Origin of the sequence: Rhodopila sp. (assembly GCF_965277165.1) — a bacterium.
GTDB lineage: Bacteria > Pseudomonadota > Alphaproteobacteria > Acetobacterales > Acetobacteraceae > Rhodopila.
Genome location: NZ_CBDICE010000006.1, coordinates 293,357 through 316,474 on the forward strand (window position 1 = coordinate 293,357; position 23,118 = coordinate 316,474).

Genomic DNA, 23,118 nt, shown 5'->3' on the forward strand with positions numbered 1-23,118 from the left:
CGTGGCCCGGAATGGCGGCGGTTCGCTAACGCCGCAGGCTCAGCCGGCCGATCAGCGTCTGGTAGCGGGTCTGGTCCTTTTTCTTCAGGTAATCCAGCAGCCGGCGGCGCCGGCCCACCAGCATCAGCAGACCGCGGCGTGAATGAAAATCCTTGGCGTGGGTCTTCAGGTGTTCAGTCAGATTGCCGATCCGTTCGGATAGCAGGGCAACCTGAACCTCGGGGCTGCCGGTATCGGCCGTCCCGGTCGCATAATCACCGATCAGCGTCGTTCGACGCTCCGCCGTTATCGACATCAGGCATCTCCTGGACAGGGGTTTAAGGACGGCGCGCGGCCCGGTTACAGCACCCTTGTGGGCTACAGCACCCTGGCGGGCTTCAGCATGCCATCTTCCATATGGCACAGCCCGATCACGCGGCCCCCCGCCATGGCTCTGACCAACCCGCCATCGGGATCGGCCGTCGCCGGAATCCGGCCCATCAGCACGACCAGGCTGATGGGCCGGCCGTGTTGCAGGTCGGCGGCCTCCTGTTCGGTCAGGGCCAGCGCCGGGATGTCGGCCAGCGCGGTCGCGACCGGAAGCAGCAGGTCCGGGGAAGCCGGCGCGGTATCGTCCGGTTGGCGCAGTTTGTCCAGCCCAATCGCGTGATGCTCCAGGAATGGCCCGACCCGCAGCCGGCGCAGCGCGGCGATATGGCCGACGGTGCCGCACGCCGCCGCCAGGTCGCGGGCCAGGCTGCGCATGTAGACGCCCTTGCCCGAGGCGACCTCGAACAATGCGGTATCGGGGTCGGGGCGTTCGATCAGTTCGAAGCGGTCGACCCGGGCGGGACGCGGTTCCAGGGTGGGGGCGCGGCCGTCGCGGGCCATGTCGTAGGCCCGCTCGCCGGCCACCTTGATTGCGGAGAAGCTTGGCGGAACCTGCATGATGGCGCCTCGGAAGGCCGGCAGGGCGGCCTCGATCGCCGCATCGTCGGGGCGGTGGTCGCTGGTTTCGGTGAGCTTGCCGTCGGCGTCGTCGGTATCGCGGGCCTCGCCGAACTTCAGGATGAAGCGATACAGCTTGGTGCCATCCATGACATAGGGCACGGTCTTGGTGGCGGCGCCGAATGCCACCGGCAGCAGTCCGGTCGCCAGCGGGTCCAGCGTGCCGCCGTGCCCGGCCTTGCGGGCGTCGAACAGGCGCTTGACGCGGTTGACCACGTCGGTGCTGGTCATCCCGGCCGGCTTGTCGATGATCAGCCACCCGTCGAGCGGGCGGCCGCGAGGCTTGCGGCGCGACATTGCTGGATGATCCGGTAAGCAGGGCAGGCGGCGGGGTAGGGGGTGAGTGCCAGGTTGTCAATCAGCGTTGGTTGCCCTTGGCGAGCCAGCACTCGCTGGACCGGCGATCGTGTTGTGCTCGACGGTGCTGACGTCGCCCTCGTCCTTGACCTATGATAGGTGCCCAATTCGGCGCCCAGGCGTGGTCGAGTTAAACACCACTCGCGGGCGTGGCGCCGAATCAGGCGTGAAGCAACACCTCGCGGGTTTGGTGGCACAGTCGATCCGGGGGGTGAAAATGGTTGCGTATTGGTTAGTAAAGTCGGAGCCCGAAGCGTTCTCCTGGGATCAGCAGGTGGCCAACGGGAGCGAGCCCTGGACTGGCGTCCGTAGCCATGCCGCCAAAAGCAACCTTAAAGCAATGCGCAAGGCAGACCTTGTCTTCTTCTACCACTCCAACGTCGGCAAGGAGATTGTGGGTATCGTCGAGGTGGAGCGGGAAGCTTACCCCGATCCCACTGCCGCCAGCGGCGACTGGCTGTGTGTCGACCTGAGGGCGGTACGGCCGCTGCCGATATCGGTATCGCTGGCCTCCATAAAAGCCGTTGCCGATCTCGCGGACATGGCGCTGGTTCGGCAGTCGCGTCTGTCGGTCATGCCAATATCAGCGGCTCATTGGGTCCGGCTTTGCCGGATGGGTGGCTTGAGGGACTGGATACGCTAAAGAAAGAAGGTCCTGGTCGCGCCGGGCTATTGGGGTCGAGGCGCGTGTCCGGCGGCCCCGCCGAGCCGCTTTTCCAGTTCGTGGCGCTGGATCTTACCGGTGGTGCTGCGCGGCAGGTCATCGAGGGCGATGAAACGGATCAGCCTGGGACGCTTGTAGGCGGCGAGGCGAGCGCGGCAGGCCGCTATCAGGTCGTCCTCGGTCAGTCGCTCGTCGCGGCGGGCGACGAAGGCCACGGGTACCTCGCCCCAGGTCGGATCGGGGCTGCGCACCACCACGGCGTCGGCCACTCGTGGGTCGCTGAGCAGCACCTGCTCGACCTCGGCCGGGTAGATGTTTTCGCCGCCCGACTTGATCAGGTATTTCACCCGGTCCACGAAGTCGATGGTGCCGTCGGGATTGGCGGTAAACATGTCGCCCATGTGGAACCAGCCGCCGCGGAAATCCTCGGCGTTTGTTTCTGGTGCATTCCAGTAGCCGCTGAACAGCGTCGGTCCGCGCATGACCAGTTCGCCTGGTACGCCGTTCGCGACCGGCCGGTCGTCGGCATCGACCAGGCGGAAAATGCAACTGCTGCTGGGTGTCTTCGGTAACCTCTCGGGGCCGGCGCCGATCGCCACCCGTCCGGCGGAGGCCGGCGGCAGTCCGGTCTCGGTGGCGCCGAAGGTGTTGGCGTAAGGCGCGCGCAGCAGCGTGGTGATTTCCGCCAGTTGGTGGCGCGGCACCAGGTCGGCCATCGCCCCGATCAGCTTGATCCCGAGCGGGGCGGAGCGGCGGCGCTTGGCGGCGGCGATGATGTCCTCGATCATTCCCGGCATCACCACCAGCCACCACAGGTGCTGGGTTTCGACTGCGTGAAGGATCCGGTCGGGGTCGTATCCGCCGATCACGATGACCTTGCCGCCGAGGCACAGTGCGTGGATCGACTGGTCGGTGGACACCATGTGGAACATCGGCGCCCAGGCGAGGAAGACGTCGCCCGGCTGCAGCGCGAAATCAACGCAACTGGAGTGCATGCGCGCCAGTTGCGCGCGATGACTGATCAGCGCGCCCTTGGGCTTGCCGGTGGTGCCGCTGGTGTAGAGGATGACATGGCCATCCTCGGGTTCGGCGGTGATCGGCGGGTCCTCGGCGCTGGCGCGGGCCAGACGCTGTTCATAGTCCTCATGCAACGCCACGACCTCGCCCATCACCGCGCCCAGCCTGGCGGCGGTGGCGGCGTAGGCGGTCGAGACGAAGCTGGCTTTCGGCGATGTCAGGCTGACGCAGTACTGCAGTTCGGGATCGGCGAGCCGCCAGTTCAGCGCGCAGACGATGGCTCCCAGCTTGGCCGCGGCGAACATCAGTTCGAGGTATTCGACGCGATTTTCCGACAGGATCACCACCCGGTCGCCGCGGCCGACATCGAGCGTCCGCAGCACCGCGGCCAATCGGTTCACTCGGGCATTGAATGCGCCGAAGCTGAAACTTCGGACGCCGTCCACGATCGCGACGCGGTCGGGATGGAGACTGGCGCGGAAGGACAACACCTCGCCGATGGTTGTGCCGCCGGCCTGGCGGGTCAGGGGCTCACCCTGGTAGGGTCTGTCCTGGTGGCTGAACTGGGTCATGGCCGGGCGATGTCATCTGGCATCGAAGTTCCCTTCCCGCTCGGCGTTCGCGCGCACCGTGTCATAGGATGTGGTAGCCAACGGGGGATATGGTAGCCAGCGGCGGCGTGGATCAGCAAGGTCCGCGCGGGATCAAGTCCGCGCGGGATCTGCCGGGTGATCCGAGGGCGGCGTGGCGGTGCCGGCGACAGTCCAGACCCGGCGTCACGGCATTCCGCGGGTTGTGGATAAGTTAGTGGACAGTCCTTGGCGACGCCGGCGTGAAGCGCGGAAAAGCAGGCATTTCAGCTATTGCCGCTTCTTTGAGCACGATGATAAATAATTGATTCTAAAAGTTTTTTGAAAACTGTTAAGGACCGTTATTAAGTTGTTGTTAATCTTCGGGCGGGTTGTGGACGATCGGGTTGACAGCAGGTCGTTGGGTGATCCGCCGCACCGTCTTCCGGGTTAGCCGGTGCGATCGACATGGGGTGCAACCTCGCCGCCCCGCAGTGTGTTCAGTCCGAAATGAGCGGCGGCGGGTGGCATGGCGCAAGGCGAAAACTGGCGGTTGGACGATGCGCCTCGTCTCGACGGCAAGGTCGCAATCGTCACCGGCGCGACCGGGGGCTTAGGTTTCGAGACCGCGCTGGGCCTGGCTCGCCGCGGTGTCAGCACGGTCCTGGCCGGGCGCGATGCCGACAAAGGCGCACGAGCCGTGTCGCGCATCCAGCGCCTGGTTGCGGGAGCGAAGGTCTGGTTCCAGCGGCTCGACCTCGCAAGCCTGGCCTCGATTGCCCGCTTTGCCGACGCCTGGAACTCCGGGCAGGGGGACGCGGGACAGCGGGACGCGGGACAGGGGGACGCGGGGCAGGGCGGGGTGGTCGACATATTGGTGAACAATGCCGGGTTCATGGCCTCGCCGACACGGCTGCTGACCGAAGACGGGTTCGAGCGGCAGATCGGGGTGAACTACCTGGGTCACTTTGCCCTGACCGCTCGGCTGCGGCCGGCGTTGTGCGCTGCCCGGGATGCTGGGCGCGTGATCAGCGTCGCCAGCCTGGCGCACCGGCGCGCCGCACTGCGGCTGGACGACCTGCAGTCCGAGGCCAGCTACCGCCCGATGCGCGCCTATGGCCAGAGCAAGCTCGCGATGCTGATGTTCGCGATCGAGTTGCAGCGGCGAAGCGAGCGGAACCGCTGGAATCTGGTCAGCATCGCGGCGCATCCGGGTTGGGCGCGGACCGATATCATCTCCAATGGCATCGGCGCCGGAGCGCCGGGGCCGCTTGCGTGGCTGATCGGGAGCGGGTTCGCGGTGGTGGCGCAATCGGCCGGAGCGGGCGCGTTGCCATTGCTGTACGCGGCGACCGCGCCGACGGCGCGGGGCGGAGCGTATTATGGGCCGTCCGGCTGGGGTGAAACGCGCGGGCCGCCGGTGCCGTCGGTGATCGCGCCCCGGGCCGCGGATCCGGTCGCCGCGCGGCGGCTGTGGGAGTTGTCGGAGCAACTGGTTGGGGTGCGGTTGGGGTAAAAATCCAGACTTAAACCGCACAGCCAGGGCACAATCGGTGGGACAAAGATGCCCGATGCACTGGCTGGCATGGAGGCGAAGCGGACCGAACGGTCGCCACACCATGCTTGGCGCCGAACCCAGCCAGCCCCAAGATAACCCCCATGAACCAAGCCACCCCCTACCCAGCCAGCGCCGACGCCGTGCTGGACGCGCTGCGTTTCGACTCCGCCGGGCTGGTCCCCGCCATCGCCCAGCAACACGACACCGGCGAAGTGCTGATGATGGCCTGGATGAACGCCGCCGCGGTGCGCGAGACCCTGGCGACCGGCCGCGTCTGCTACTTCAGCCGCAGCCGAGGCCGGTTGTGGCGCAAGGGCGAGACCTCCGGCCAGACCCAGCACCTGAAGGACCTGCGCATCGACTGCGACGGCGATACCGTGCTGCTGCTGGTGCACCAGGACGGCGTCGCCTGCCACACCGGGCGGCGCAACTGCTTCTTCCGCGCCGCCCGCGCCGGCGCCCTGGCCGAGATCGCCGCCCCCACGGTCAACCCCGCGGCGCTCTATGGCCACAGGCATGGCTGAGACCACGCCGGTCACCGTGCTGACCGGCTTCCTCGGTGCCGGCAAGACCACCCTGCTGAACCACCTGTTGCGCCAGCCGCAACTGGCCCGTGCCGCCGTGCTGGTGAACGAGTTCGGCGACATCGGCCTCGACCATCTGCTGGTGGAAAAGCTCGACGACACCACCGTGCTGCTGAACGCCGGCTGCCTGTGCTGCACGCTGCGCGGCGACCTCGCCCGCGTGCTGCGCCAGATGCTGCCCCGCGCCCGCCGCGACGAGATCAGCCGCATCGTCATCGAGACCACCGGCCTCGCCGATCCGGCGCCGATCCTGGCGACCTTGATCACCGACCCGGTCGCCGCCGCCGCTTACCGCCTTGACGGCATCGTCACCGTCATCGACGCACCCAACGGCACCACCCACCTCGACACCCACGACGAGGCCGTCCTCCAGGTCGCCAGCGCCGACCGGATCGTGCTCAGCAAGACCGACCTGGCCGATGCCACTGAGCTGCGCCAAAGACTGCGGACGCTGAACCCCGGCGCCCCGATCGCGGAAGCCGCGCAAGGCCGCCTCGATGTCGAATTCATCCTGCGCGCCGGCCGGTTAGACGCCACCAAATGGCCTGATGCCGACCCTGCCCCCGACCATCACCACGATCCCAACCGCCACGACGCCAGGATCAGCACCTTCTGCGTCACCTTGCAGGACCCGCTCGACCGGAGCGTCGTGACAACGTGGCTGGACACCCTGATCGCCTCACGCGGGCAGCACCTGCTGCGGCTGAAAGCCATCCTGAACCTGAAAGCCCACCACCGCCCGGTCGCCATCCACGCGGTGCGGCATCTGCTGCATCCACCGGTCGAACTCCCGGCCTGGCCGGCCGGCGATCCGCGCAGCAGCCGGCTGGTGTTCATCACCCGCGACCTGCCACGCTCCGTTCTCGAGCAAGACCTGCGTGCGTTGTTCGCCGCCGGCCGGTACGGCGCCGCCGTCGGTGTCTGACCGCCGGACCCACGGAACTGCGTTACCGAGCGACCGCGCGTCTATACAGATGCCATGTCGCATGTCCCAACACCGGCATCACGAACACCAGCCCCAGCAGCAGCGGAATCGACCCGATCACCAGGCCGGCGGCGATGATCCCGCCCCAGGCCGCCATCGTGGCCGGGTTGCGCATCACCACCGTCATCGACGTGCGGATCGCCGTTTCCAGCGACACGTTGCGGTCCAGCAGCAACGGGAACGACACCACGCTGATCGTCATCGCCACCACCGCCAGCAGGAAGCCGGTGCCGATCCCCATCAGCGCCATCAACCGCCCGGCGCGGGTGAACACCACATCATGCACGAAACCGCCCACCGAGGCCGGCGCCTCCGGCCCAAGCGTCAGATTGTAAAGCACGCTCGACGCCACCAGCCAGCACAGGAACATCGCGATCAGCACCGCGCCCAGCATCAGCACGCCGCCGATCGCCGGCGAACGGAACACGCTGAACGCATCCGCCAACCCGGCACTCAAGCCTTGCTCGCGCCGCCGGCTCATTTCGTTCAGTCCGACCGCGGCCAGTGGGCCGATCAGCGCGAAGCCCGATGCCAGCGGGAACACCAGCGGCAACAGCCCGTATCCCGATGCCACCCGCGCCAGCAGCAGCCCCAGCAGAGGATAGATCACGCACAGGAAGATCAGGTCGGTGCGCGAGGCGCCGAAATCTTCCATCCCCCGCGCCAGCGCCCAGCGCAGATCGGCGATGTGGATCCGCCGCACGGCGGGCATCCCGGCCGCCGTCTCGGTCCATTCCGGACCCACCCTTGTCATCGAATGATAGGCTCGGCTGACGACGTCCGTGCCCCAGCCGGGCGGTGTCTTGATCATGGCGACGCCTCCTGCGAATTTTCATTCTCAGGCCGCTCGCCGTTGGGCACCGCTTAGCCGATCGCCTAACGAACGAAGTCGCGGCCATCACATATGATCATGGGCATTTTGCGCGCACGGCGCGATCACGAATCCGGCATCACAACCGGCTTCCCTGCCCGCCCGGGATGCGCCACCGCCCAGGATGGGCCACCATCGCGGCATGACCGATCCGATCACCATCGCCGTGCTGCAGCACCGCCTGGCCGCCATCGCCGAGGAAATGGGCGAGGCCATGCTGCGCACCGCCTATTCGCAGATCCTCAATTCGTCGCGCGATTTCTCCATCGCGCTGATCGACGCGCAGTGCCGCCTGGTGGCCCAGGCCGATCATATCCCGGTCCATGTCGGCGCCATGCCCTGGGCCGCCAAGGCGGTGTCGCAGCGCTTCCCCGACCCAGCCGCGAACGACGTCTATCTGCTCAACGATCCCTACCGAGGCGGCTCGCATCTGCCCGACCTGACCGTGTTCGTTCCGGTGTTTGCCCCGATGTCCGCCCCGATCTCCACCCCAATCTCCACCCCGATCTCCACTGGCCACACCCTGATGTTCTGGTCGGTGGTCCGCGCCCACCATTCCGACATCGGCGGCGCCACCCACGGCGCCTACAACCCCGCCGCCACCGAGATCTGGCACGAGGGCCTGCGCCTGCCCCCCATGCGGCTCACCGAAAACGGCGTGTTGCGAGAAGACCTGCTGGAGATGCTGGCACTCAACGTCCGCCACCCGCGCGACTTCCGCGGCGACCTCGCCGCCCAGATCGGCGCCGCCCGTCTCGGCGCCCAGCGTCTGGCCGAGGTGATCGGGGAATTCGGCGCCGGCACGCTGGGTGACTCGGTCGAAGCCATGCTCGACGCCGCCGAACGCCACGCCCGCCAGATCGTCTCGCAATGGCAGGACGGCGAGTATCTGGGTGAGGCCGTGCTGGACGATGACGGCTTCGACGCCACCGACATCGTCATCCGCGCCCGGGTGCGCAAATCCGGCAGCGACGTCACCATCGACCTGACCGAGTCCGATCCCCAGGTCACCGGCTTCGTCAATTCCTCCCACGCCAACACCCAGTCCGCGGTAGCGATGGCGTTCGCCTTCCTGCTCGATCCCGACATTGCCAAGAACGCCGGCGCGTTCCGCCCGCTTCGGGTCGAATTGAAGCAGGGCACCATCGTCTGGGCCCACGAAGGCGCCCCGGTCACGATGTGTACCAGCCACTGCTCCAACGAGATCATCGAGGCGATCATCGTCGCCCTTGCCCAGGCCTGCCCCGACAGGGCCATGGGCGGCTGGGGCCGGCGGCTGCGGATCGCTCTGAACGGCACCGACCCGCGCACCGGCCGGCGCTTCATCTGGCATATGTTCCAGGCCCGCCCCGGCGGCGGCGGATCGGCCGCCGGGGACGGCTATTCCACCATCGGCGAGTGGCACTCCGCCGGCGGCATCAAGTTCGGCAGCATCGAGGTCGCCGAAACCCGCTTCCCGCTGCTGTTCGAGACCCACGAATACCGCCCCGGATCGGGCGGCGACGGCCGCCACCGAGGCGGCACCGGCGGCGACATGCGCCTGCGCGTCGAGGCCAAGGGCATCACCCATGCCAACACCGCCGGCGAGGGCGTGGTCCACGGCGCCCGCGGCATCGGCGGCGGCCGCGACGGCGCGCCGCACGACTACACCCTGCTGGCGCCCGACGCCGCGCCGCGCAAACTGAAAAGCAAGCAGGTCAACGTCCCGGTGCCGTCCGGCAGCGTGATCCACGTCCGCTCCGGCGGCGGCGGCGGCTGGGGCGACCCCGCGCTGCGCGATCCCGCCGCCCGCGCCGCCGACAAAGCCGAGGGCCTGACCTGAAACGATGAAAACCTGTGTTCGCCGGTCGGCTGAGCGAACCGAACCGATCAGGCGAAGACCCGGCGTCGTCGTGACCCGCGGCTTTCACCGACGTCCTCCGGTGTCATCATAGCAATCAAGACCCTGTGAGAGCATTCGGGAATTCCGCCATTTCCGGCGCGATGCGAGGGTCGGAGGTTACATTTCTTTAAACTGACTTCGTTCCGCCACGGACAGCTTGGCCGGCGGCTGTCATGCGAAGCCCGCAAGGGTTTTTGGCAGGACAGGAAAAACATGATGCTGGCGCATACTCGGATGCTGAGGGCAAGCTTATTCGTTACGACGTTGTTGGCCGCACCGCATTTTGCGCGTGCCCAGGTCGATACGTTAGTAGAAGGGAATAATGGCACGCTTCCGCTGCCGACCGGGCAGTATGTGACACCGGTGGCACCGCTGACCAATGCGGTTCAACAGGACCTCAATCCTGGCTTGCCCGCCTACCCGAAATACGTCGCCGGCGAGGCGGTGCGATCACAACTGAGTCCGGATGGCAGCACGCTGGCCATCATCTGCGCCGGCTATAACTCGCTGTACGACACGACCGGCGCGGTCGATAAGCCGAACTCGACCCAATATATCTTCCTCTACAACGTCGCGGGCGCCAACAAGACCTCGCCTGTCCTGGCCCAGGTGATCAAGCAGCCGAATGCCCATGTCGGCCTCGTCTGGTCGCCGGACGGCAACACGCTCTACGGCACCGGCGGCAATGATGACGCGGTCTATGCCTATACCAAGGCCAACGGTGCCTGGTCGCTATCGGCGAAGATTGCCCTCGGCCACATCCCCAATGGCGCGACCGTCGGCGTCGGCGTCGGCAGCGGCGTTGAGCCCAACGCCAGCGGTCTGGGCATTTCCGCCGACGGCAAGACGCTGGTCGTGGCCAACAACTTCAACGACTCGATCAGCGTGATCGACACCGCAACCAAGACGGTCCGCTACGAACACGATCTGCGGCCGTATTTCGCCAACAACGAGGGCGTCAGTGGCGTCCCCGGCGGCGAGTATCCGATCGCGGTCGTCATCAAGAACAACGGCGTCGCGTATGTTTCCTCGAACCGCGATCGAGAGGTCGTTGTTGTCGACATTTCCTCGCCGACCGCCGGCCACTTGATCACCCGCATCAAGCTCGACGGCAACGCCAACGGACTGACGTTCGACAAGACGCAGTCGAAACTCTACGTCGCGCAGGACAACGCCGATGAGGTCGCGGTCATCGACACCGCGCAAAACGTGGTCACCGACGAGATCGACGCACGCGCCCCGGCCGGGATGATACCGGGCCCGCACTACACCGGCGCGTCGCCGTTCGCCGTAACCATCTCGCCGGATGGGCAGACGCTGTACGCGGTCAACAGCGGCTCGAACTGCGTCGCGGTGATCCCGCTGCAAGGCTCGAATGCCAACACTGTCGCTGGCCTGATCCCGACCGCCTACGCACCGAAGGACATCACCTTCAGTGCCGACGGCAGCTGGATGTACATCATCAACGGCAAGAGCGACACCGGCCCGAACCCGGGCCACCTGATGGGCAATACCGCCTTGATCACGCACCTGACCTATCCGGGCGGCAACAAGGCGGCCGCCGCGGCGGCGACGGCAACCAACCAATACCAGTTCCAGCTCGAACACGCGACGCTGGTCAGTGCCCAGGTTCCCAGCAGCTCAGACCTTGCCGACGTGACCGCGGCGGTGGCGAAGAACAACCTATATAGTGCCCCGGCCAACCCGAACGACGCCGCGGTGATGGGCTTCCTGCACGGCCGGATCAAGCATGTGATCTACATCGTCAAGGAAAACCGTACCTTCGATCAGATCCTCGGCGACCTGAACAACGGCGCCGACGCCGACCCGTCGCTGACCCAGTTCGGCCGCAGCATCACACCGAACTTTCATCGCCTGGCGGACAGCTTCGTGACCCTGGACAATTTCATGGATCCCTCCGACGGCAGCATGGACGGTTGGTCCTGGTCGATGCGCGGCCGGGTCACCACCACCGAGGAACTGACGCAGCAGATCAACTACGCCGCGGTCGATCGCGGTCTGTCCTACGAAGGTGAGGGGTCCAACCGTAACGTGCCGGTCGGCCTTGCGACCACCGCCGAGCGCGACGCCGCGACCAAAGGCGCCTTCACCACCAGTTCCGCGGACCTGCCTGGGGGCACCGACAACCTGCTTCCCGGCACCGCCGATGTCGCCAGCACCGACGCCCCGTTCGGCACCCAGGAAGGCTATATCTTCGACTCGGTCCTGCATGCCGGCCTGACGGTGCGGAACTACGGCTGGATGGTGGACAATATCGGCCCGACAACCACCAGCGACGGCAATCCGGTCGAGAACGCCGGTGTAGCCGGCATCGTCCAGGCCGCCGAGGTGAACGAGACCCTGGCGCCGCTGACCGATGTCTACTTCCGCGGCTTCGACCAGACCTACTCCGACCAGTGGGACGTCAATGAGTGGAGCCGCGAATTCGAGGAATACATCAAGGCCAACAATCTTCCCAGTCTGGAAACTGTCCGGCTCAGCCACGACCACACCGGCAGCTTCAGCACGGCGCTTGCCGGGGTGAACACGCCCGATACCCAGGAAGCCGACAACGATCTCGCCGTCGGCCGTCTCGTCGCCGCCGTGGGGCATAGTCCCTACGCCGATAGCACCTTGATCATCGTCACCGAGGACGATTCCCAGGACGGTCCCGACCATGTCGACTCACATCGCTCCACCACCTACATGATCGGGCCTTACGTGAAGAAGCACGCGATCATCAACACGCGCTACAATCAGGTGAGCGTGCTGGCCACGATCGAGGATATCCTCGGCGCCCCGCATATCAACCTGAACACCGCATACCAGGCACCGATGTCCGATGTCTTCGACATCACTTCGTCCGGCAAGTGGAATTACAATGCCGTCGCGTCGAAAATCCTGAGGACCACCACGCTTGCGATGACCGACATCGGCGTCCGCTACGCCGATGGCCCGGATATCCTGCCAAGACACAACGCGGCTTACTGGGCCGAGAAGACGCGTGGTTTCGACTTCTCGGCTGAAGATCGCGTGCCGGTGGACCTGATGAACGAGGTCATGTGGGACGGGCTGATGGGCGGGAAGCCATACCCAACGCATCGCTCGGGCATCAAGATGGGCGCCTTGCGCACGGTCAAACGTTAGCCCGAACAAACCGGCGGCTGCGGTCGGCTGCCGGAGAGGATTTGCGGCCATCCGCGGCGGACGTCATGGCGTCCGCTGCTCGGCCACATAGGCCCGCGCAGTTCCAATAAAACAAAGTGTCATGGCGTCGGCGCCCGATACCCCGCGATGCGCCTGTCGAGCCTACCCCGAAAGAGTATTGTATGATTCCGCCGCAGCGCCGCGTTTTACTGCCTGTTTCGCTGTTTCTGATTGCACTGTTGTTGACCCAGGTAGATCCCGCGACCGGACAGGTGTCGGGCACTGCTTCCGCCCCGCCTGACAGCTCGACGCCCGCGGATATCGGCACCGTCACTGCGACCGGGTCGGGTGGGCTTGGCGCACCGCCCCAGCCGGGCACGGCGGCCTTTGTTGCGCCAAGCCGAGCGCCGCTGGACGCAAGCCAACCGACATCGATCGTGGGCCAACACTTCATCGACCACTCGATCGTTCCGACCCAAAACTACGACAGCATTATCAAATTCTCGCCCAGTGTGCAGAACATCGAACCGGTCGGTGCGGGGTTGCAGCAAAACTTCCTGGAAACCATTCGCAGTTTCAACTACCGGCAGTTCAACACGACATTTGACGGGCTGGTCCTGCCCGGCACGATCAGCAGCTTCGCGCCGCAGACGGAAGCCTACTTCATGGCACACGATATCGGATCGGTGCGGGTCGATCGCGGACCAGGAACGGCGTCAACCATCGGCTACGCAACTTTCGGTGGCACGGTGGACATCCAGTCGAAACAGCCGCTCGATAGCTTTACGGTGAACCCCTTCTCGACGGTCGGCAGCTACAATACCGTATTGACGGGTGTGGAACTGGATTCCGGTGCGCGGCCGGAATTGAACGGCGCGCGCGGCTACCTCGACCTTCAGGCGCTCGACAGCGATGGCTATCTGACCGGCACGTCTACCACGCGACGCAACGCGTTTTCAAAGATCGAGATCCCGGTTGGCGACAATACCCTTATTACCATCGTCGGCATGGACAATACGTCGTTCAACCATACGCCGATCGGTGCGACTCTGGCACAAATCGGCCGGCTTGGCGCAAACTACGGTCTGAGTCAGGACCCCACATCGCAGGCCTTCAAGGGCTACAACGCCGATCATTATTCGGCTGATTTCGAGTATGTCCGTATCAAGTCGAACCTCGGCGACGGCTGGGGGATCGAGAATACGCCCTATACCGCGTCGTATTATCACCGCAACATCGTCGGCCTCGACCCGAACGGCACCACACCCAACCTCACCGGGCGCTACTTCGTCAATGGCGACGCGACCACCTTGACCGACGCGGTCCCGGGTCGGGCCGCGCACAGCGATTTTCGCGACTGGGGCAACGTATTGCGGGTGACCAAGGATACCGCGTACGGGCAGGCGCGTGCCGGTCTTTGGTTCGATAACGATGCGGCGGGAGCCTACCGAACAAACATTCTGCTGTCACAAAATGATGTCGCCTACACCAAGACCGCGACCGGCTCGGCTGCGGACTATGATTACCACACGACATTGCGGACCTACCAGCCGTACTTCGAATTCGCCCTGCAGCCGGTGCCCGGACTGGTCATAACACCGGGCCTGAAATACACCTCGACAACCCGCTATCTGGACGCCGCGATCAACCAGACCACGAAGGTTCCAGCCAAGTTCAGCGAGACATACGCGGCCCTGCAACCCGCCATCGATGCACGCTACGCCTTCGCCAAAGGGCTGGTTGGTTACGCACAGGTGGCCAAGGGCTTCCTGGCCCCGCCGCTCGGGGTGCTGCAGACGACCCAGCCGCAGAGTCTCAGCCCGCAGCAGACCTGGAACTATCAGATCGGGGGCACCTGGCAGAAGGATCGCTTCACAGTATCAGGCGATCTGTACTACATCGACTTCAGCAACCGGATTGCCAGTCAGACCATCGCCGGAACGACGTTTTACTCCAATGGCGGCGGCGCCATCTACCAGGGGATCGAGCTGGAAGGCACCTATCGGATGATCCGCGGCCTGTCGCTTTATGGCAATGCGACCCTGAACGACGCGCATTACAAGCATTCGACCACCACCCTTGCCAACGCGCCCAATCGTACCGCGGCGCTCGGCCCGATCCTTGACCTGAACAATTTCTCTGCCTCACTGCTGGGAAAGTATATTGGCAAGCAATACGGGATCGATCAGCCGACCAACACATATCTGATAAAGTCCTACATGACCGCCGATTTCGCGATGGGCTACGTCCTGCCGATCCTGAACGGCCGAAAGTTGAACTTTCGCCTCAATGTCAACAATATATTCGACAATAACAGCTTGATCGGGTTGAACCAGTTGGCAGCCGACGGCAAGACCGGTCTCTACTGGACCGATCCCGGACGCAGCGTGTTCTTCACCCTGTCAGCGTCGCTTTAACATCAGGCGCTTCGGGAAACTCCGCTGCTCAGGCCGACCTGAACTCTACCCACACCAGAAAGCGCAGCAGCCGGCCCGCCAACTCCGGCGGCGGCGGCGGATAGTGCGCGGTTCTGGCGGCGCTGATCGCAGCGTGGTCCAGCATCGGCGCGCCCGAGGACTGCGCAAGCGACGGGTCATCCACCACGCCACTCCGGTAATCGAGCCGCACGCGCGCTCGCCCGGTCACGCCCATCATGCGCGCCGCGGCCGGATAATGGACGGCGGCCTGCACGGCGTCCCGTATGCGTTCCTCCAGCGCGGATTGCTGATCGGGGGCCTGAGCCGGCGGCGAAGCGTGCTGGAGGGCGGCCGCGCTACCCAATGGCCGATCGCTGGCCGCGGTTACGGCACCCGTGCTGGGTGGCGGAGGCGCATTCGCCGAGAGCGTAACCCGCGAAGCCTTGACAGAACGATGCGCAGCCAGAATGGGTGCCTGATGACTGACCGGCCGAGGCGGCGGCGGTGGCGGATCGGGTAAAATCGCATCCAGCGAATTTGGCGCGGATGCTTCAGGCGGATTTTCGGCTTGCCGGATGATCGGTTGCGTTGGAGCAACAGACTTCTCGGCCACGGTTTTAGACGGAGCCACCGCCTGGGGTTCGTCAGGCGCCGGAGGGTCCGGCTTCTCCGGCCGAGCCGTCAACGCCGCCTCAGGCTCTGTCACGGCGCCAATCGGAGCAGCCGGCGGCGGCTTTGTTGCCGCCGGCGTCGGTTGCACCACGAATACAACAGCCAGGGGTCGTTGGGGTCTCGCGTCATGCGTGAACATCAAGGCTGCGGCAACGCAGGTCACATGCAGGGCCGTCGCGGAAATCAGCGGCATGCGGAGAGCAGTTACTGTCGTCGCGCTTACCGGGCCGTGCCCGGTCTCGGCACGCAGCCCGGTTTGAAGCCCCAAGTCGCGGCGTGAATTCGCGGTGCCGGCCGATCCGGATTGGGGGCTCGTTCGCGACTCAGGCAGCACTGCCATCAAGCAGCTTGGTGGCATGGTCAAGCGCCTCGGTACATTCGTCGGCATCACCTTCCGCCGCCTCTTTGTTCGCGCGCTTTAGGTCTGCATCGATCAGCCGTTTCATCATCGCGTCGCCACTGAATTTCTTCGCCCTTTGACCCAGTTGAGCGCCACGCGCCGAGCAGGCGGCTAGGCTGTCGGCCCAGGTGGGCAAAGCGGTGACGAACAAGAGCAATAGGGTCATGGCAATCAAGCGCATGCTGTTCTTCCTTCTGATCCGCGCCGATGCTCCGTGCCAGCGCAAACATCAGGCTGGGGAACTTGGGTAGGGCGCGACAACAAGGGCTCCGTTGGTGACCTGCCCGCTCATGGTGCTATTGTCAGACTGAGTATGACAGTGAATCTGCCCCGGACCAGAAGGATAGCGCCAATGGGACGTGAAGGTTTTGTGTCCACGGCAACAAACAACTGCCGCCTCTACCAGCTTGGGCGAGCTGCGTTGTCGTTACGTCTTCGTCGCGACGCATGACCACCACCATCGGTATCGACGTCGGCGGCACCTTCACCGATGTCGTCGTCTCCACCACCGGCCGCGACCCAATCATCGCCAAGGCCGCCACCACGCCCCAGGACCAGTCCGATGGCGTGCTCGAAGGCATCGCGCTGGCTGCCGAACACCTCGGTCTGTCCACCGCCGAACTGCTGCGCCGCGCCGCGCGCATCGTCCACGGCACCACCGTCGCCACCAACGCCCTGCTGGAAGGCAAGGCCGCCCGCGTCGGCATGCTGACCACCGCAGGCCATCGCGACATCATCGAAATGCGCGAGGGCCTGAAGCCTGACCGCTACAACCTGCGCATGACCCCGCCCGCCCCTCTGGTGCCGCGCCGGCTGCGCCTGCCGGTCAGCGAACGCATCCGGGCCGACGGCTCGATCGAGATCCCGCTCGACCCCGCCTCGCTCACCGCCGCCATCGACCGCCTGCGCGAGGCCGACATCCAGGCGGTGGCGATCTGCTTCCTGCACGCCTGGCGCAACCCCGAACACGAGCGGCACGCCGCCGCCGAGGTCCGTCGCCGCCTGCCCGGCGTCTACGTCACCGCGTCCTCCGACGTGCTGCCCCAGATCAAGGAATTCGAGCGTTTTTCCACCACCGTCGCCAACGCCGCGGTCGGACCGGTGATCCACAACTATCTCGGGCGCCTGCAGTCCCGCCTGCGGAGTGCCGGCCATGACGGCGAATTGCTGGTCATCCTCTCCCATGGCGGCGTCGCGACGGTCGCCGAGGCGACCAGGCTCGCCGCCGGCACCGCGCTGTCGGGCCCGGCCGGCGGGGTCGCCGCCGCGGTTGCTTTGGCCCGCGCCGGCCTTGGCGCAGATGGCCTCGCCCCAAATGAACCGGCCCCGGATGGGCTTGCCCCAGATGAACCGGCCCCTGATGGGCACGCGGGCAACATTATCGGCTTCGACATGGGCGGCACCTCCACCGACATAGCCGTGGTGCGCAACGGCCAGCCCACCTTGGCGGGCACCAAATCCACCGCCGGCGCCACCATCGCGCTACCCAGCCTCGACATCGTCACCCTGGGCGCCGGCGGCGGATCGATCGGCCAACTCGACCGCTCCGGCCTGCTCAGCGTCGGACCGGAAAGTGCCGGCGCCTCGCCGGGTCCCGCCTGCTACGGCCAGGGCGGCACCGCCGCCACGGTCACCGACGCCAACCTCGTGCTCGGATACCTCGACCCAACGAACTTCCTCGGCGGCCGCCGCACCTTGGACCGCGATGCCGCGACCGCCGCGGTGACCCGCCTCGCCGCCGACCTAGGGATCGACACCCAAGCCGCCGCCGCCGGCATCCATCGCCTGGTCAACAGCCGCATGGCCGACGGCGTGCGCGTCGCCACCGTGCGCCGAGGCGTCGATCCGCGCCGCCATACCTTGCTGGCGTTCGGCGGCGCTGCCGGGTTGCACATCACCGCGGTGGCCGCAGAGCTCGGCATCCGCCGCGTCGCCGTGCCGCTGACCGCCTCGGTGCTGTCGGCCTGGGGCATGCTGAACACCGACCTGCGCGTCGAACTCAGCCGCAGCCAGGGCCAAAACGCCAGCCCCGACGCCGTCCGCCCCGACGTCGCCCGCCCCGAGACCATCAGCACTAACGCATCCAGCATCGATACTGCCGCCCTGGAAGCCGCCTTCACCGCGATGCAGGCCGAGGGCCGCGACCGCCTGGCATGGTTCGACGGCAGCGTGACGCTGCATCGCTCCGCCGACATGCGTTACGGCGAGCAGGTGTTTGAAATCCCGGTCGCGCTCGACAACGTTGACTGGGCCGCTGCCGACCTTGCGGCAACCCTCGCCGAGAGGTTCCACACCGCGCACCGACATCTCTACACCTACGCCATGCCCGACCAGGAGGTCGTGCTGGTCAACGCCCGCCTGTCGGTGATCGGACACCTGCCCCCCGTTGAGGCCGCCGTCCCGGCGCCAGCCCGCGCCCAAGCCGCCCCGAAGGCCTGGCGGAAGATCTACCTCGGCGGCGTCACCAGCGTGCCGGTGTTCGACTTCGCCGCCCTGTCCGCCAGCCAGGCCATCGCCGGCCCCGCGATCGTCGAATCCGACACCACCACCGTCCTGCTGCGCCCCGGCGACACCGCCCGCTTCGACCCGCGCGGCTGGCTCGCTGTCGCGATTGACGCCCCGCCCACGCCGTCGTAAGCCGAAGCGGATCGACTGGAGATCGAATGATGCAAGGCGACCCGACCCTTAGCGTGTTCTGGCAGCCTGGCTGAACGAGCTGCCTGAAGCTCAAGGAGTTTCTCTCGGTCCGTGCGATCGGGTTCAAATCCATCAACGTATTGACCGACCCCGACGGCCTCGCCGAACTGCGCCGCCTCGGCGCCCGGTCGGTGCCGATCCTGTCGCGTGGCGACGACTGGGTGTTCGCCCAGAACATCGCCCATGTGGTGAACTTCCTCGGCCTGAACGAAGCCACCGGACCAGTGCTGTCCCCTGCCCAACTGAAGCAGCGCCTGGATCTGTTCCTCGGCACCGCGATCCGCATCGTGCCGCAAATGCCCGACCGGCTGCTCGCCACCGAGGTCCCCAACCGCCCGCGCAGCTACCTGGCGCTCGGCCATCACCTGTTCCGCATTCCGGAGGGAATGATCGAGGTCGCCCGGGGCGCTACCCTGGACAACGCCATGCTGACCGGCGGCCCGCCGCCGGGGATGAACACCGGCGCCGCTCTCGCCAGCTACGGCCAGCGGGTCCAGGCAGAGCTGGGCGCCTGGTGGCACGACGCGGACCAGAGCGGGCGGCAGACCGTGCAGACTTATTACGGTCCGCAAACCCTGCACGAGGTGATGGAACGCACCACCTGGCACTGCGGCCAGCACGTCCGCCAATGGTTCATGCTGCTGCAAATGGCCAATCTCAGCCCCGTCACTACCCTCGACGCCGCCGCCTTCGCCGACCTGCCGATGCCCACCAGCGTCTGGGATGGGTAGTCCCGCGCGCCCCGCGATGTTGCCTCGCCTGTGATTGGGTTCAGCGCCGCATCTCAGCGGCCGCCGTCGACCTGCAGCACCTGGCCATTGACGAAGCCGGCAAGGTCGGAGGCAAAGAACACCACTGCCCTGGCGATATCCTCGGCCGATCCAAGCCGCTTCATGGCGATGCGCTCGACCAGAGCCTGCTGGCCGGACGGGCCGTAACCGTCCCATTGCGCCTCGGTCGCCGCATTGGTGCGGATAAAGCCGGGCGCCACCGAGTTTACCGTTATGTTGAAGGCCCCGAGTTCGTGCGCCAGTTGCCGGGTCAAACCCACGACGGCGTGCTTCGCGCTGCAATAGGCCTGGATCCCGGTCAGCGAAGGCTGTAGCCCGGCCCCCGAACTGATGTTGACAATCCGCCCCCCGCCCGCCCGCTTCATTCCCGGCGCCACCGCCCGGCACAGGGTGAACGCCGCGTTGACGTTGATGTCGAAGATCGTGTTCCAGTCCTGGTCGGTGACATCCTCCAGCGGTACAGGCCGTTGCTGGGCCACCCCACCGGCATTGTTCACCAGAATATCGACCGGCCGTCCGGTCTGGGTCTCAATCTGCCCGACCCAACCGGCGGCGGCGCCACGGTCGCGCAGATCAACCGCCCGCACGGTGATGCCGCCGGCTGTCGCGGTTTGCGCCAGAGCCTCGGCGCTCAGGTCGGTGGCGAACACCAGCGCGCCAAGCTGCGCGAAGGTCCGTGCGATCTCGCGCCCGAAGCCGTGGCCGGCGCCGGTCACCGCGACGACCTTGCCATCGAACCGGATGATCATGCCGTCACCGCCAGACCCGTCACCGCCAGACCCGCCACCGCCAGACCCGCCACCGCCAGACCCGTCACTGGGGCCCGACCCTCAGCACATCGCAGTTCCGACGCCCCGACATCAGACAATCGCCGACGACGGAGGCCGAATGCAGTTGCTGGACAAGGAACAGCCCCCCGACCAACAGCAGCAAGGTAATTGCCACGCCTGCCAGACTGGCCGTCTGCCGCCGGGCGTTTCGGTCATCGTCGTCGTCCGCCCGCCAATGGTTATGGCTATACACGAGACCCTCGCATTGGACCCGTTCATATTTATCGCATAAGGGATCGACCGGATAGCGAGACAAGGGGTTGCCGGCCGCATTCACCCGGCCTCGCTCGGGACTGGCGGACCAAGGAGGATGTCGAGCTGGACGGCGTGCGGCATTTGAGCAAGGACGAGCATTTTGCCGCGCTGATCCGCCGCGTCGGGCCGCCGCGGATGGACATTCAGCGCCAGCGCAGCCCCTACGAGGCACTGATCCGCGCCATCGCCCATCAGCAACTGCACGGCCGGGCGGCGGAGGCAATCCTCGCGCGGTTCTCCGCCTTGTTTCCCGGAGATGCCTTTCCCGCACCGGACGCGGTCATGGCAACCGCCGAGATCGCCTTGCGCGGCTGCGGCTTTTCCGGCGGCAAGATCGCGGCGATCAGGGATATCTGCGCCAAGGCGCTGGACGGCACCGTGCCGACGCGCCGGCAGTCGCACCGCCTGAGTGACGCGGCGTTGATCGAGCGGCTGACCGCGATTCGCGGTGTCGGCCGCTGGACCGTGGAGATGCTGCTGATCTTCACCCTCGGCCGACCGGATGTCCTGCCGGTCGACGATTTCGGCGTTCGCGAGGGCTATCGCCTGCTGCACGGACTGGATGCTCAGCCGAAGCCCAAGTTGCTGGAGCAGATCGGCGCCGCCTGGGCGCCGCATCGCTCGCTCGCCACCTGGTATCTCTACCGCGCCGCCGAGGAGGCGCGCCGGCAGGGCCCGACCAGCCGAGCCTGATTTGCCGGGCCGGCGGCGGGCGCCTGTCAGACCGGCTTCCAGGAACGGTCGACCTCGACATCGATCAGTGTCGGTCCATCGGTGGCCAGCGCCTGGGCAAGCAGATCGGACAGATCGGACAGCGTCGATGCCTTGTGCGCGGTCAGCCCGAGGCCGCTTGCCACCGAAACAAAATCGACCCGCGGCTTGTCGAGATCCATCGCCACGTAGTTGTCGGCCTGCGCCGCAAGCCCTTTCATTGCGTTGGTCCGCTGCTTCAGCACGCGGTACGAATAGTTGTTGATAATCACGAACACCATCCGCAGATTTTCCCGCGCGGCCGTCCACAGCCCCTGGATGGTATACATCGCCGACCCATCGCCGATCAGCGCCACCACCGGACGATCCGGCAGCGCCAGCTTGACACCGATCGCGGCCGGCAGACCCCAGCCGATGCCGCCGCCGCGCAGCCCAAAAAAGCTCTGCGCATCGTCGCTTTTCAGGAAGCGACGCAAACCAGTTCCGGAGGAAACCGTTTCATCGATCACCACCGCATCTTCCGGCAGCAGCCGCCCGATGGTCTGCATCAGGGCCAGCGGGTGAACCGGATGGCGATCCGCCACCGCGTCGGCCATGCTGTGCAGCTTCCGCAGGCTGGCGACGCCCTCGGCCCGCACGTGCTGCAACCGCGTTGCCGCCAGCTCGGTTTCGGCGACCGAGCGCGCGGTCTGCACAGCCTTCGTCAGCTCCGGCAGGGTGACCTTGGGCTCGCCCAGAATGGACACCTGTTCGGGGTAGTTCTTCGCCAGTTCCCAGGGGTCGGTGTCGAGGTGAACCACCGGCATGCCGTCCGGCATCGATTCCACTTCGCCGGGCAGCGACAGGGTAAACAGGTCGGCGCCGATCGACACCAGCAGGTCGTGCTGCATCAGCATGCCGCGGATCGCCGCTGGCAGCCGCACCAGGGCGCCGCGATACAGCGGATGCGACGAGGGAAACATGGCACGGCTGGCCATGCCTTCGTCGTAGACCGGCGCCCCGATCGCCTCGGCCAGCGCGACCAGTTCCGCCAGCGCGTCGCCCTGCGGCACCGCGTCACCGGCGACGATGACCGGATTGCGCGCCCGGCCGATGATAGCGGCCGCCCGTCCGATCGCCCCCCCATCGCCTCTGATCCCCAATGCCACCCGGCTTGGGGTTCCAAGCTCGAGATCCGCGCTGGCGGTCAGGATATCGCCCGGCAGCGAGAGAAACACCGGACCCATCGGCGGCGCCAGCGCGGTCTTGATCGCGCGATGGATCGCACGTGGCAGGTCCTGCAGTCGACGCACTTCCTCGGACCATTTGACGAACGGGCGGGCGACGCTGGGAAGGTCGGCCCATAACAGGGGTTCGGTGAAGTTGAAGCGCTGCTCGTGCTGGCCGGCGGTGACCAGGATCGGCGATCCGGCTTTCTGCGCGTCGTACAGCATCCCCATGGCGTTGCCGAGGCCGGGGGCGGCATGGAGGTTGACCACGGCGCACTGGCCGGACGCCTGGGCGTAGCCGTCCGCCATGCTCATCGCCGGCGCTTCCTGCAACGCCAGGATGTAACGAATCTGATGTTCCGCCGCCAAAGCATCCATCAGCGGCAGCTCGGTTGTCCCTGGGTTGCCGAATATCATTTGCACCCCTTCCTGCTTCAACAATTCCAGTAGAGCGGTCTTTCCTGGCATCATCGGCATCGATAGGTTCCCCATTTGGCGGCAGCTTGCGTAGTTCCG

Annotated in this window: 18 protein-coding genes; 10 read left to right on the top strand and 8 right to left on the bottom strand. The window is 66.1% G+C overall.

What is annotated here, in order from left to right; translation table 11 throughout:
• Window positions 1-25 precede the first annotated feature (25 nt).
• The gene (rpsO, locus tag ACQY4Y_RS13020) at window positions 26-295 is read right to left on the bottom strand and encodes a 30S ribosomal protein S15 (RefSeq protein ID WP_428491039.1); all 270 of its coding nucleotides are present in this window, start codon (window positions 293-295) and stop codon (window positions 26-28) included.
• A gap of 62 nt (window positions 296-357) precedes the next feature.
• The gene (gene truB / locus ACQY4Y_RS13025) at window positions 358-1,284 is read right to left on the bottom strand and encodes a tRNA pseudouridine(55) synthase TruB (protein ID WP_428491040.1); all 927 of its coding nucleotides are present in this window, start codon (window positions 1,282-1,284) and stop codon (window positions 358-360) included.
• A 277-nt stretch (window positions 1,285-1,561) separates the two neighbouring features.
• Here truB and ACQY4Y_RS13030 point away from each other — a divergent pair, with 277 nt between their 5' ends.
• Window positions 1,562-1,987, top strand: coding sequence for an EVE domain-containing protein (locus tag ACQY4Y_RS13030; protein ID WP_428493633.1), 426 nt, complete (start codon window positions 1,562-1,564; stop codon window positions 1,985-1,987).
• Between the two features lie 26 nt (window positions 1,988-2,013).
• Here ACQY4Y_RS13030 and ACQY4Y_RS13035 read toward each other — a convergent pair whose 3' ends face one another.
• Window positions 2,014-3,597 carry a class I adenylate-forming enzyme family protein gene (locus ACQY4Y_RS13035; protein WP_428491041.1) on the bottom strand — a complete coding sequence of 528 codons (1,584 nt, stop codon included), beginning with the start codon at window positions 3,595-3,597 and terminating at the stop codon, window positions 2,014-2,016.
• 526 nt (window positions 3,598-4,123) lie between these two features.
• Here ACQY4Y_RS13035 and ACQY4Y_RS13040 point away from each other — a divergent pair.
• From ACQY4Y_RS13040 to ACQY4Y_RS13050, 3 genes are all read left to right on the top strand, one after another.
• Window positions 4,124-5,110: an oxidoreductase gene (locus tag ACQY4Y_RS13040; RefSeq protein WP_428491042.1), complete on the top strand. Its 987-nt coding sequence runs from the start codon at window positions 4,124-4,126 to the stop codon at window positions 5,108-5,110.
• 143 nt (window positions 5,111-5,253) lie between these two features.
• Window positions 5,254-5,676, top strand: a complete 423-nt coding sequence (hisI, locus tag ACQY4Y_RS13045; RefSeq protein WP_428491043.1) for a phosphoribosyl-AMP cyclohydrolase — start codon at window positions 5,254-5,256, stop codon at window positions 5,674-5,676.
• Window positions 5,669-6,661, top strand: coding sequence for a CobW family GTP-binding protein (locus tag ACQY4Y_RS13050; protein ID WP_428491044.1), 993 nt, complete (start codon window positions 5,669-5,671; stop codon window positions 6,659-6,661). Before hisI ends, ACQY4Y_RS13050 begins: the two co-directional genes overlap by 8 nt.
• A gap of 22 nt (window positions 6,662-6,683) precedes the next feature.
• On the opposite strand, the gene ACQY4Y_RS13055 is transcribed toward ACQY4Y_RS13050, so the two are convergent.
• A complete protein-coding gene (locus tag ACQY4Y_RS13055) occupies window positions 6,684-7,532 on the bottom strand; it encodes a DUF2189 domain-containing protein (protein WP_428491045.1) in 849 nt (282 codons plus the stop codon).
• A gap of 202 nt (window positions 7,533-7,734) precedes the next feature.
• On the opposite strand from ACQY4Y_RS13055, the gene ACQY4Y_RS13060 reads away from it, so the two are divergent.
• The 3 genes from ACQY4Y_RS13060 (at window position 7,735) to ACQY4Y_RS13070 (ending at window position 15,038) form a co-directional block, all read left to right on the top strand.
• Complete coding sequence (locus ACQY4Y_RS13060) at window positions 7,735-9,414, top strand: hydantoinase B/oxoprolinase family protein (protein ID WP_428491046.1); 1,680 nt, start codon at window positions 7,735-7,737, stop codon at window positions 9,412-9,414.
• Window positions 9,415-9,690: 276 nt separating this feature from the next.
• Window positions 9,691-12,621 (top strand): beta-propeller fold lactonase family protein, encoded by a 2,931-nt coding sequence (locus ACQY4Y_RS13065; protein ID WP_428491047.1) that lies wholly within the window; start codon window positions 9,691-9,693, stop codon window positions 12,619-12,621.
• Window positions 12,622-12,860: 239 nt separating this feature from the next.
• Window positions 12,861-15,038, top strand: coding sequence for a TonB-dependent receptor (locus ACQY4Y_RS13070; protein ID WP_428491048.1), 2,178 nt, complete (start codon window positions 12,861-12,863; stop codon window positions 15,036-15,038).
• A 28-nt stretch (window positions 15,039-15,066) separates the two neighbouring features.
• On the opposite strand, the gene ACQY4Y_RS13075 is transcribed toward ACQY4Y_RS13070, so the two are convergent.
• Together ACQY4Y_RS13075 and ACQY4Y_RS13080 are read right to left on the bottom strand one after the other, a co-directional pair.
• Window positions 15,067-15,402 carry an energy transducer TonB gene (locus ACQY4Y_RS13075; RefSeq protein ID WP_428491049.1) on the bottom strand — a complete coding sequence of 112 codons (336 nt, stop codon included), beginning with the start codon at window positions 15,400-15,402 and terminating at the stop codon, window positions 15,067-15,069.
• Window positions 15,403-16,033: 631 nt separating this feature from the next.
• Window positions 16,034-16,291, bottom strand: coding sequence for a hypothetical protein (locus ACQY4Y_RS13080; protein ID WP_428491050.1), 258 nt, complete (start codon window positions 16,289-16,291; stop codon window positions 16,034-16,036).
• Window positions 16,292-16,557: 266 nt separating this feature from the next.
• Here ACQY4Y_RS13080 and ACQY4Y_RS13085 point away from each other — a divergent pair, with 266 nt between their 5' ends.
• Both ACQY4Y_RS13085 and ACQY4Y_RS13090 read left to right on the top strand, forming a co-directional pair.
• Complete coding sequence (locus tag ACQY4Y_RS13085; protein WP_428491051.1) at window positions 16,558-18,747, top strand: hydantoinase/oxoprolinase family protein; 2,190 nt, start codon at window positions 16,558-16,560, stop codon at window positions 18,745-18,747.
• Between the two features lie 140 nt (window positions 18,748-18,887).
• Entirely contained in the window at window positions 18,888-19,538 is a 651-nt protein-coding gene (locus tag ACQY4Y_RS13090) for a hypothetical protein (protein WP_428491052.1), read from the top strand.
• A gap of 53 nt (window positions 19,539-19,591) precedes the next feature.
• Here ACQY4Y_RS13090 and ACQY4Y_RS13095 read toward each other — a convergent pair whose 3' ends face one another.
• Window positions 19,592-20,347: an SDR family NAD(P)-dependent oxidoreductase gene (locus tag ACQY4Y_RS13095; protein ID WP_428491053.1), complete on the bottom strand. Its 756-nt coding sequence runs from the start codon at window positions 20,345-20,347 to the stop codon at window positions 19,592-19,594.
• 408 nt (window positions 20,348-20,755) lie between these two features.
• Between ACQY4Y_RS13095 and ACQY4Y_RS13100 the strand changes: the two genes are divergently transcribed.
• Window positions 20,756-21,376: a DNA-3-methyladenine glycosylase family protein gene (locus tag ACQY4Y_RS13100; protein ID WP_428491054.1), complete on the top strand. Its 621-nt coding sequence runs from the start codon at window positions 20,756-20,758 to the stop codon at window positions 21,374-21,376.
• Window positions 21,377-21,402: 26 nt separating this feature from the next.
• On the opposite strand, the gene ACQY4Y_RS13105 is transcribed toward ACQY4Y_RS13100, so the two are convergent.
• Complete coding sequence (locus tag ACQY4Y_RS13105) at window positions 21,403-23,079, bottom strand: thiamine pyrophosphate-binding protein (RefSeq protein WP_428491055.1); 1,677 nt, start codon at window positions 23,077-23,079, stop codon at window positions 21,403-21,405.
• Window positions 23,080-23,118 lie beyond the last annotated feature (39 nt).

Coding starts and splice junctions, on each gene's coding strand:
- rpsO (WP_428491039.1), bottom strand. CDS start 295: ATGTCGATAACGGCGGAGCGTCGAACGACGCTGATCGGTGATTATGCG.
- truB (WP_428491040.1), bottom strand. CDS start 1,284: ATGTCGCGCCGCAAGCCTCGCGGCCGCCCGCTCGACGGGTGGCTGATC.
- ACQY4Y_RS13030 (WP_428493633.1), top strand. CDS start 1,562: ATGGTTGCGTATTGGTTAGTAAAGTCGGAGCCCGAAGCGTTCTCCTGG.
- ACQY4Y_RS13035 (WP_428491041.1), bottom strand. CDS start 3,597: ATGACCCAGTTCAGCCACCAGGACAGACCCTACCAGGGTGAGCCCCTG.
- ACQY4Y_RS13040 (WP_428491042.1), top strand. CDS start 4,124: ATGGCGCAAGGCGAAAACTGGCGGTTGGACGATGCGCCTCGTCTCGAC.
- hisI (WP_428491043.1), top strand. CDS start 5,254: ATGAACCAAGCCACCCCCTACCCAGCCAGCGCCGACGCCGTGCTGGAC.
- ACQY4Y_RS13050 (WP_428491044.1), top strand. CDS start 5,669: ATGGCTGAGACCACGCCGGTCACCGTGCTGACCGGCTTCCTCGGTGCC.
- ACQY4Y_RS13055 (WP_428491045.1), bottom strand. CDS start 7,532: ATGATCAAGACACCGCCCGGCTGGGGCACGGACGTCGTCAGCCGAGCC.
- ACQY4Y_RS13060 (WP_428491046.1), top strand. CDS start 7,735: ATGACCGATCCGATCACCATCGCCGTGCTGCAGCACCGCCTGGCCGCC.
- ACQY4Y_RS13065 (WP_428491047.1), top strand. CDS start 9,691: ATGCTGGCGCATACTCGGATGCTGAGGGCAAGCTTATTCGTTACGACG.
- ACQY4Y_RS13080 (WP_428491050.1), bottom strand. CDS start 16,291: ATGCGCTTGATTGCCATGACCCTATTGCTCTTGTTCGTCACCGCTTTG.
- ACQY4Y_RS13085 (WP_428491051.1), top strand. CDS start 16,558: ATGACCACCACCATCGGTATCGACGTCGGCGGCACCTTCACCGATGTC.
- ACQY4Y_RS13095 (WP_428491053.1), bottom strand. CDS start 20,347: ATGATCATCCGGTTCGATGGCAAGGTCGTCGCGGTGACCGGCGCCGGC.
- ACQY4Y_RS13105 (WP_428491055.1), bottom strand. CDS start 23,079: ATGCCGATGATGCCAGGAAAGACCGCTCTACTGGAATTGTTGAAGCAG.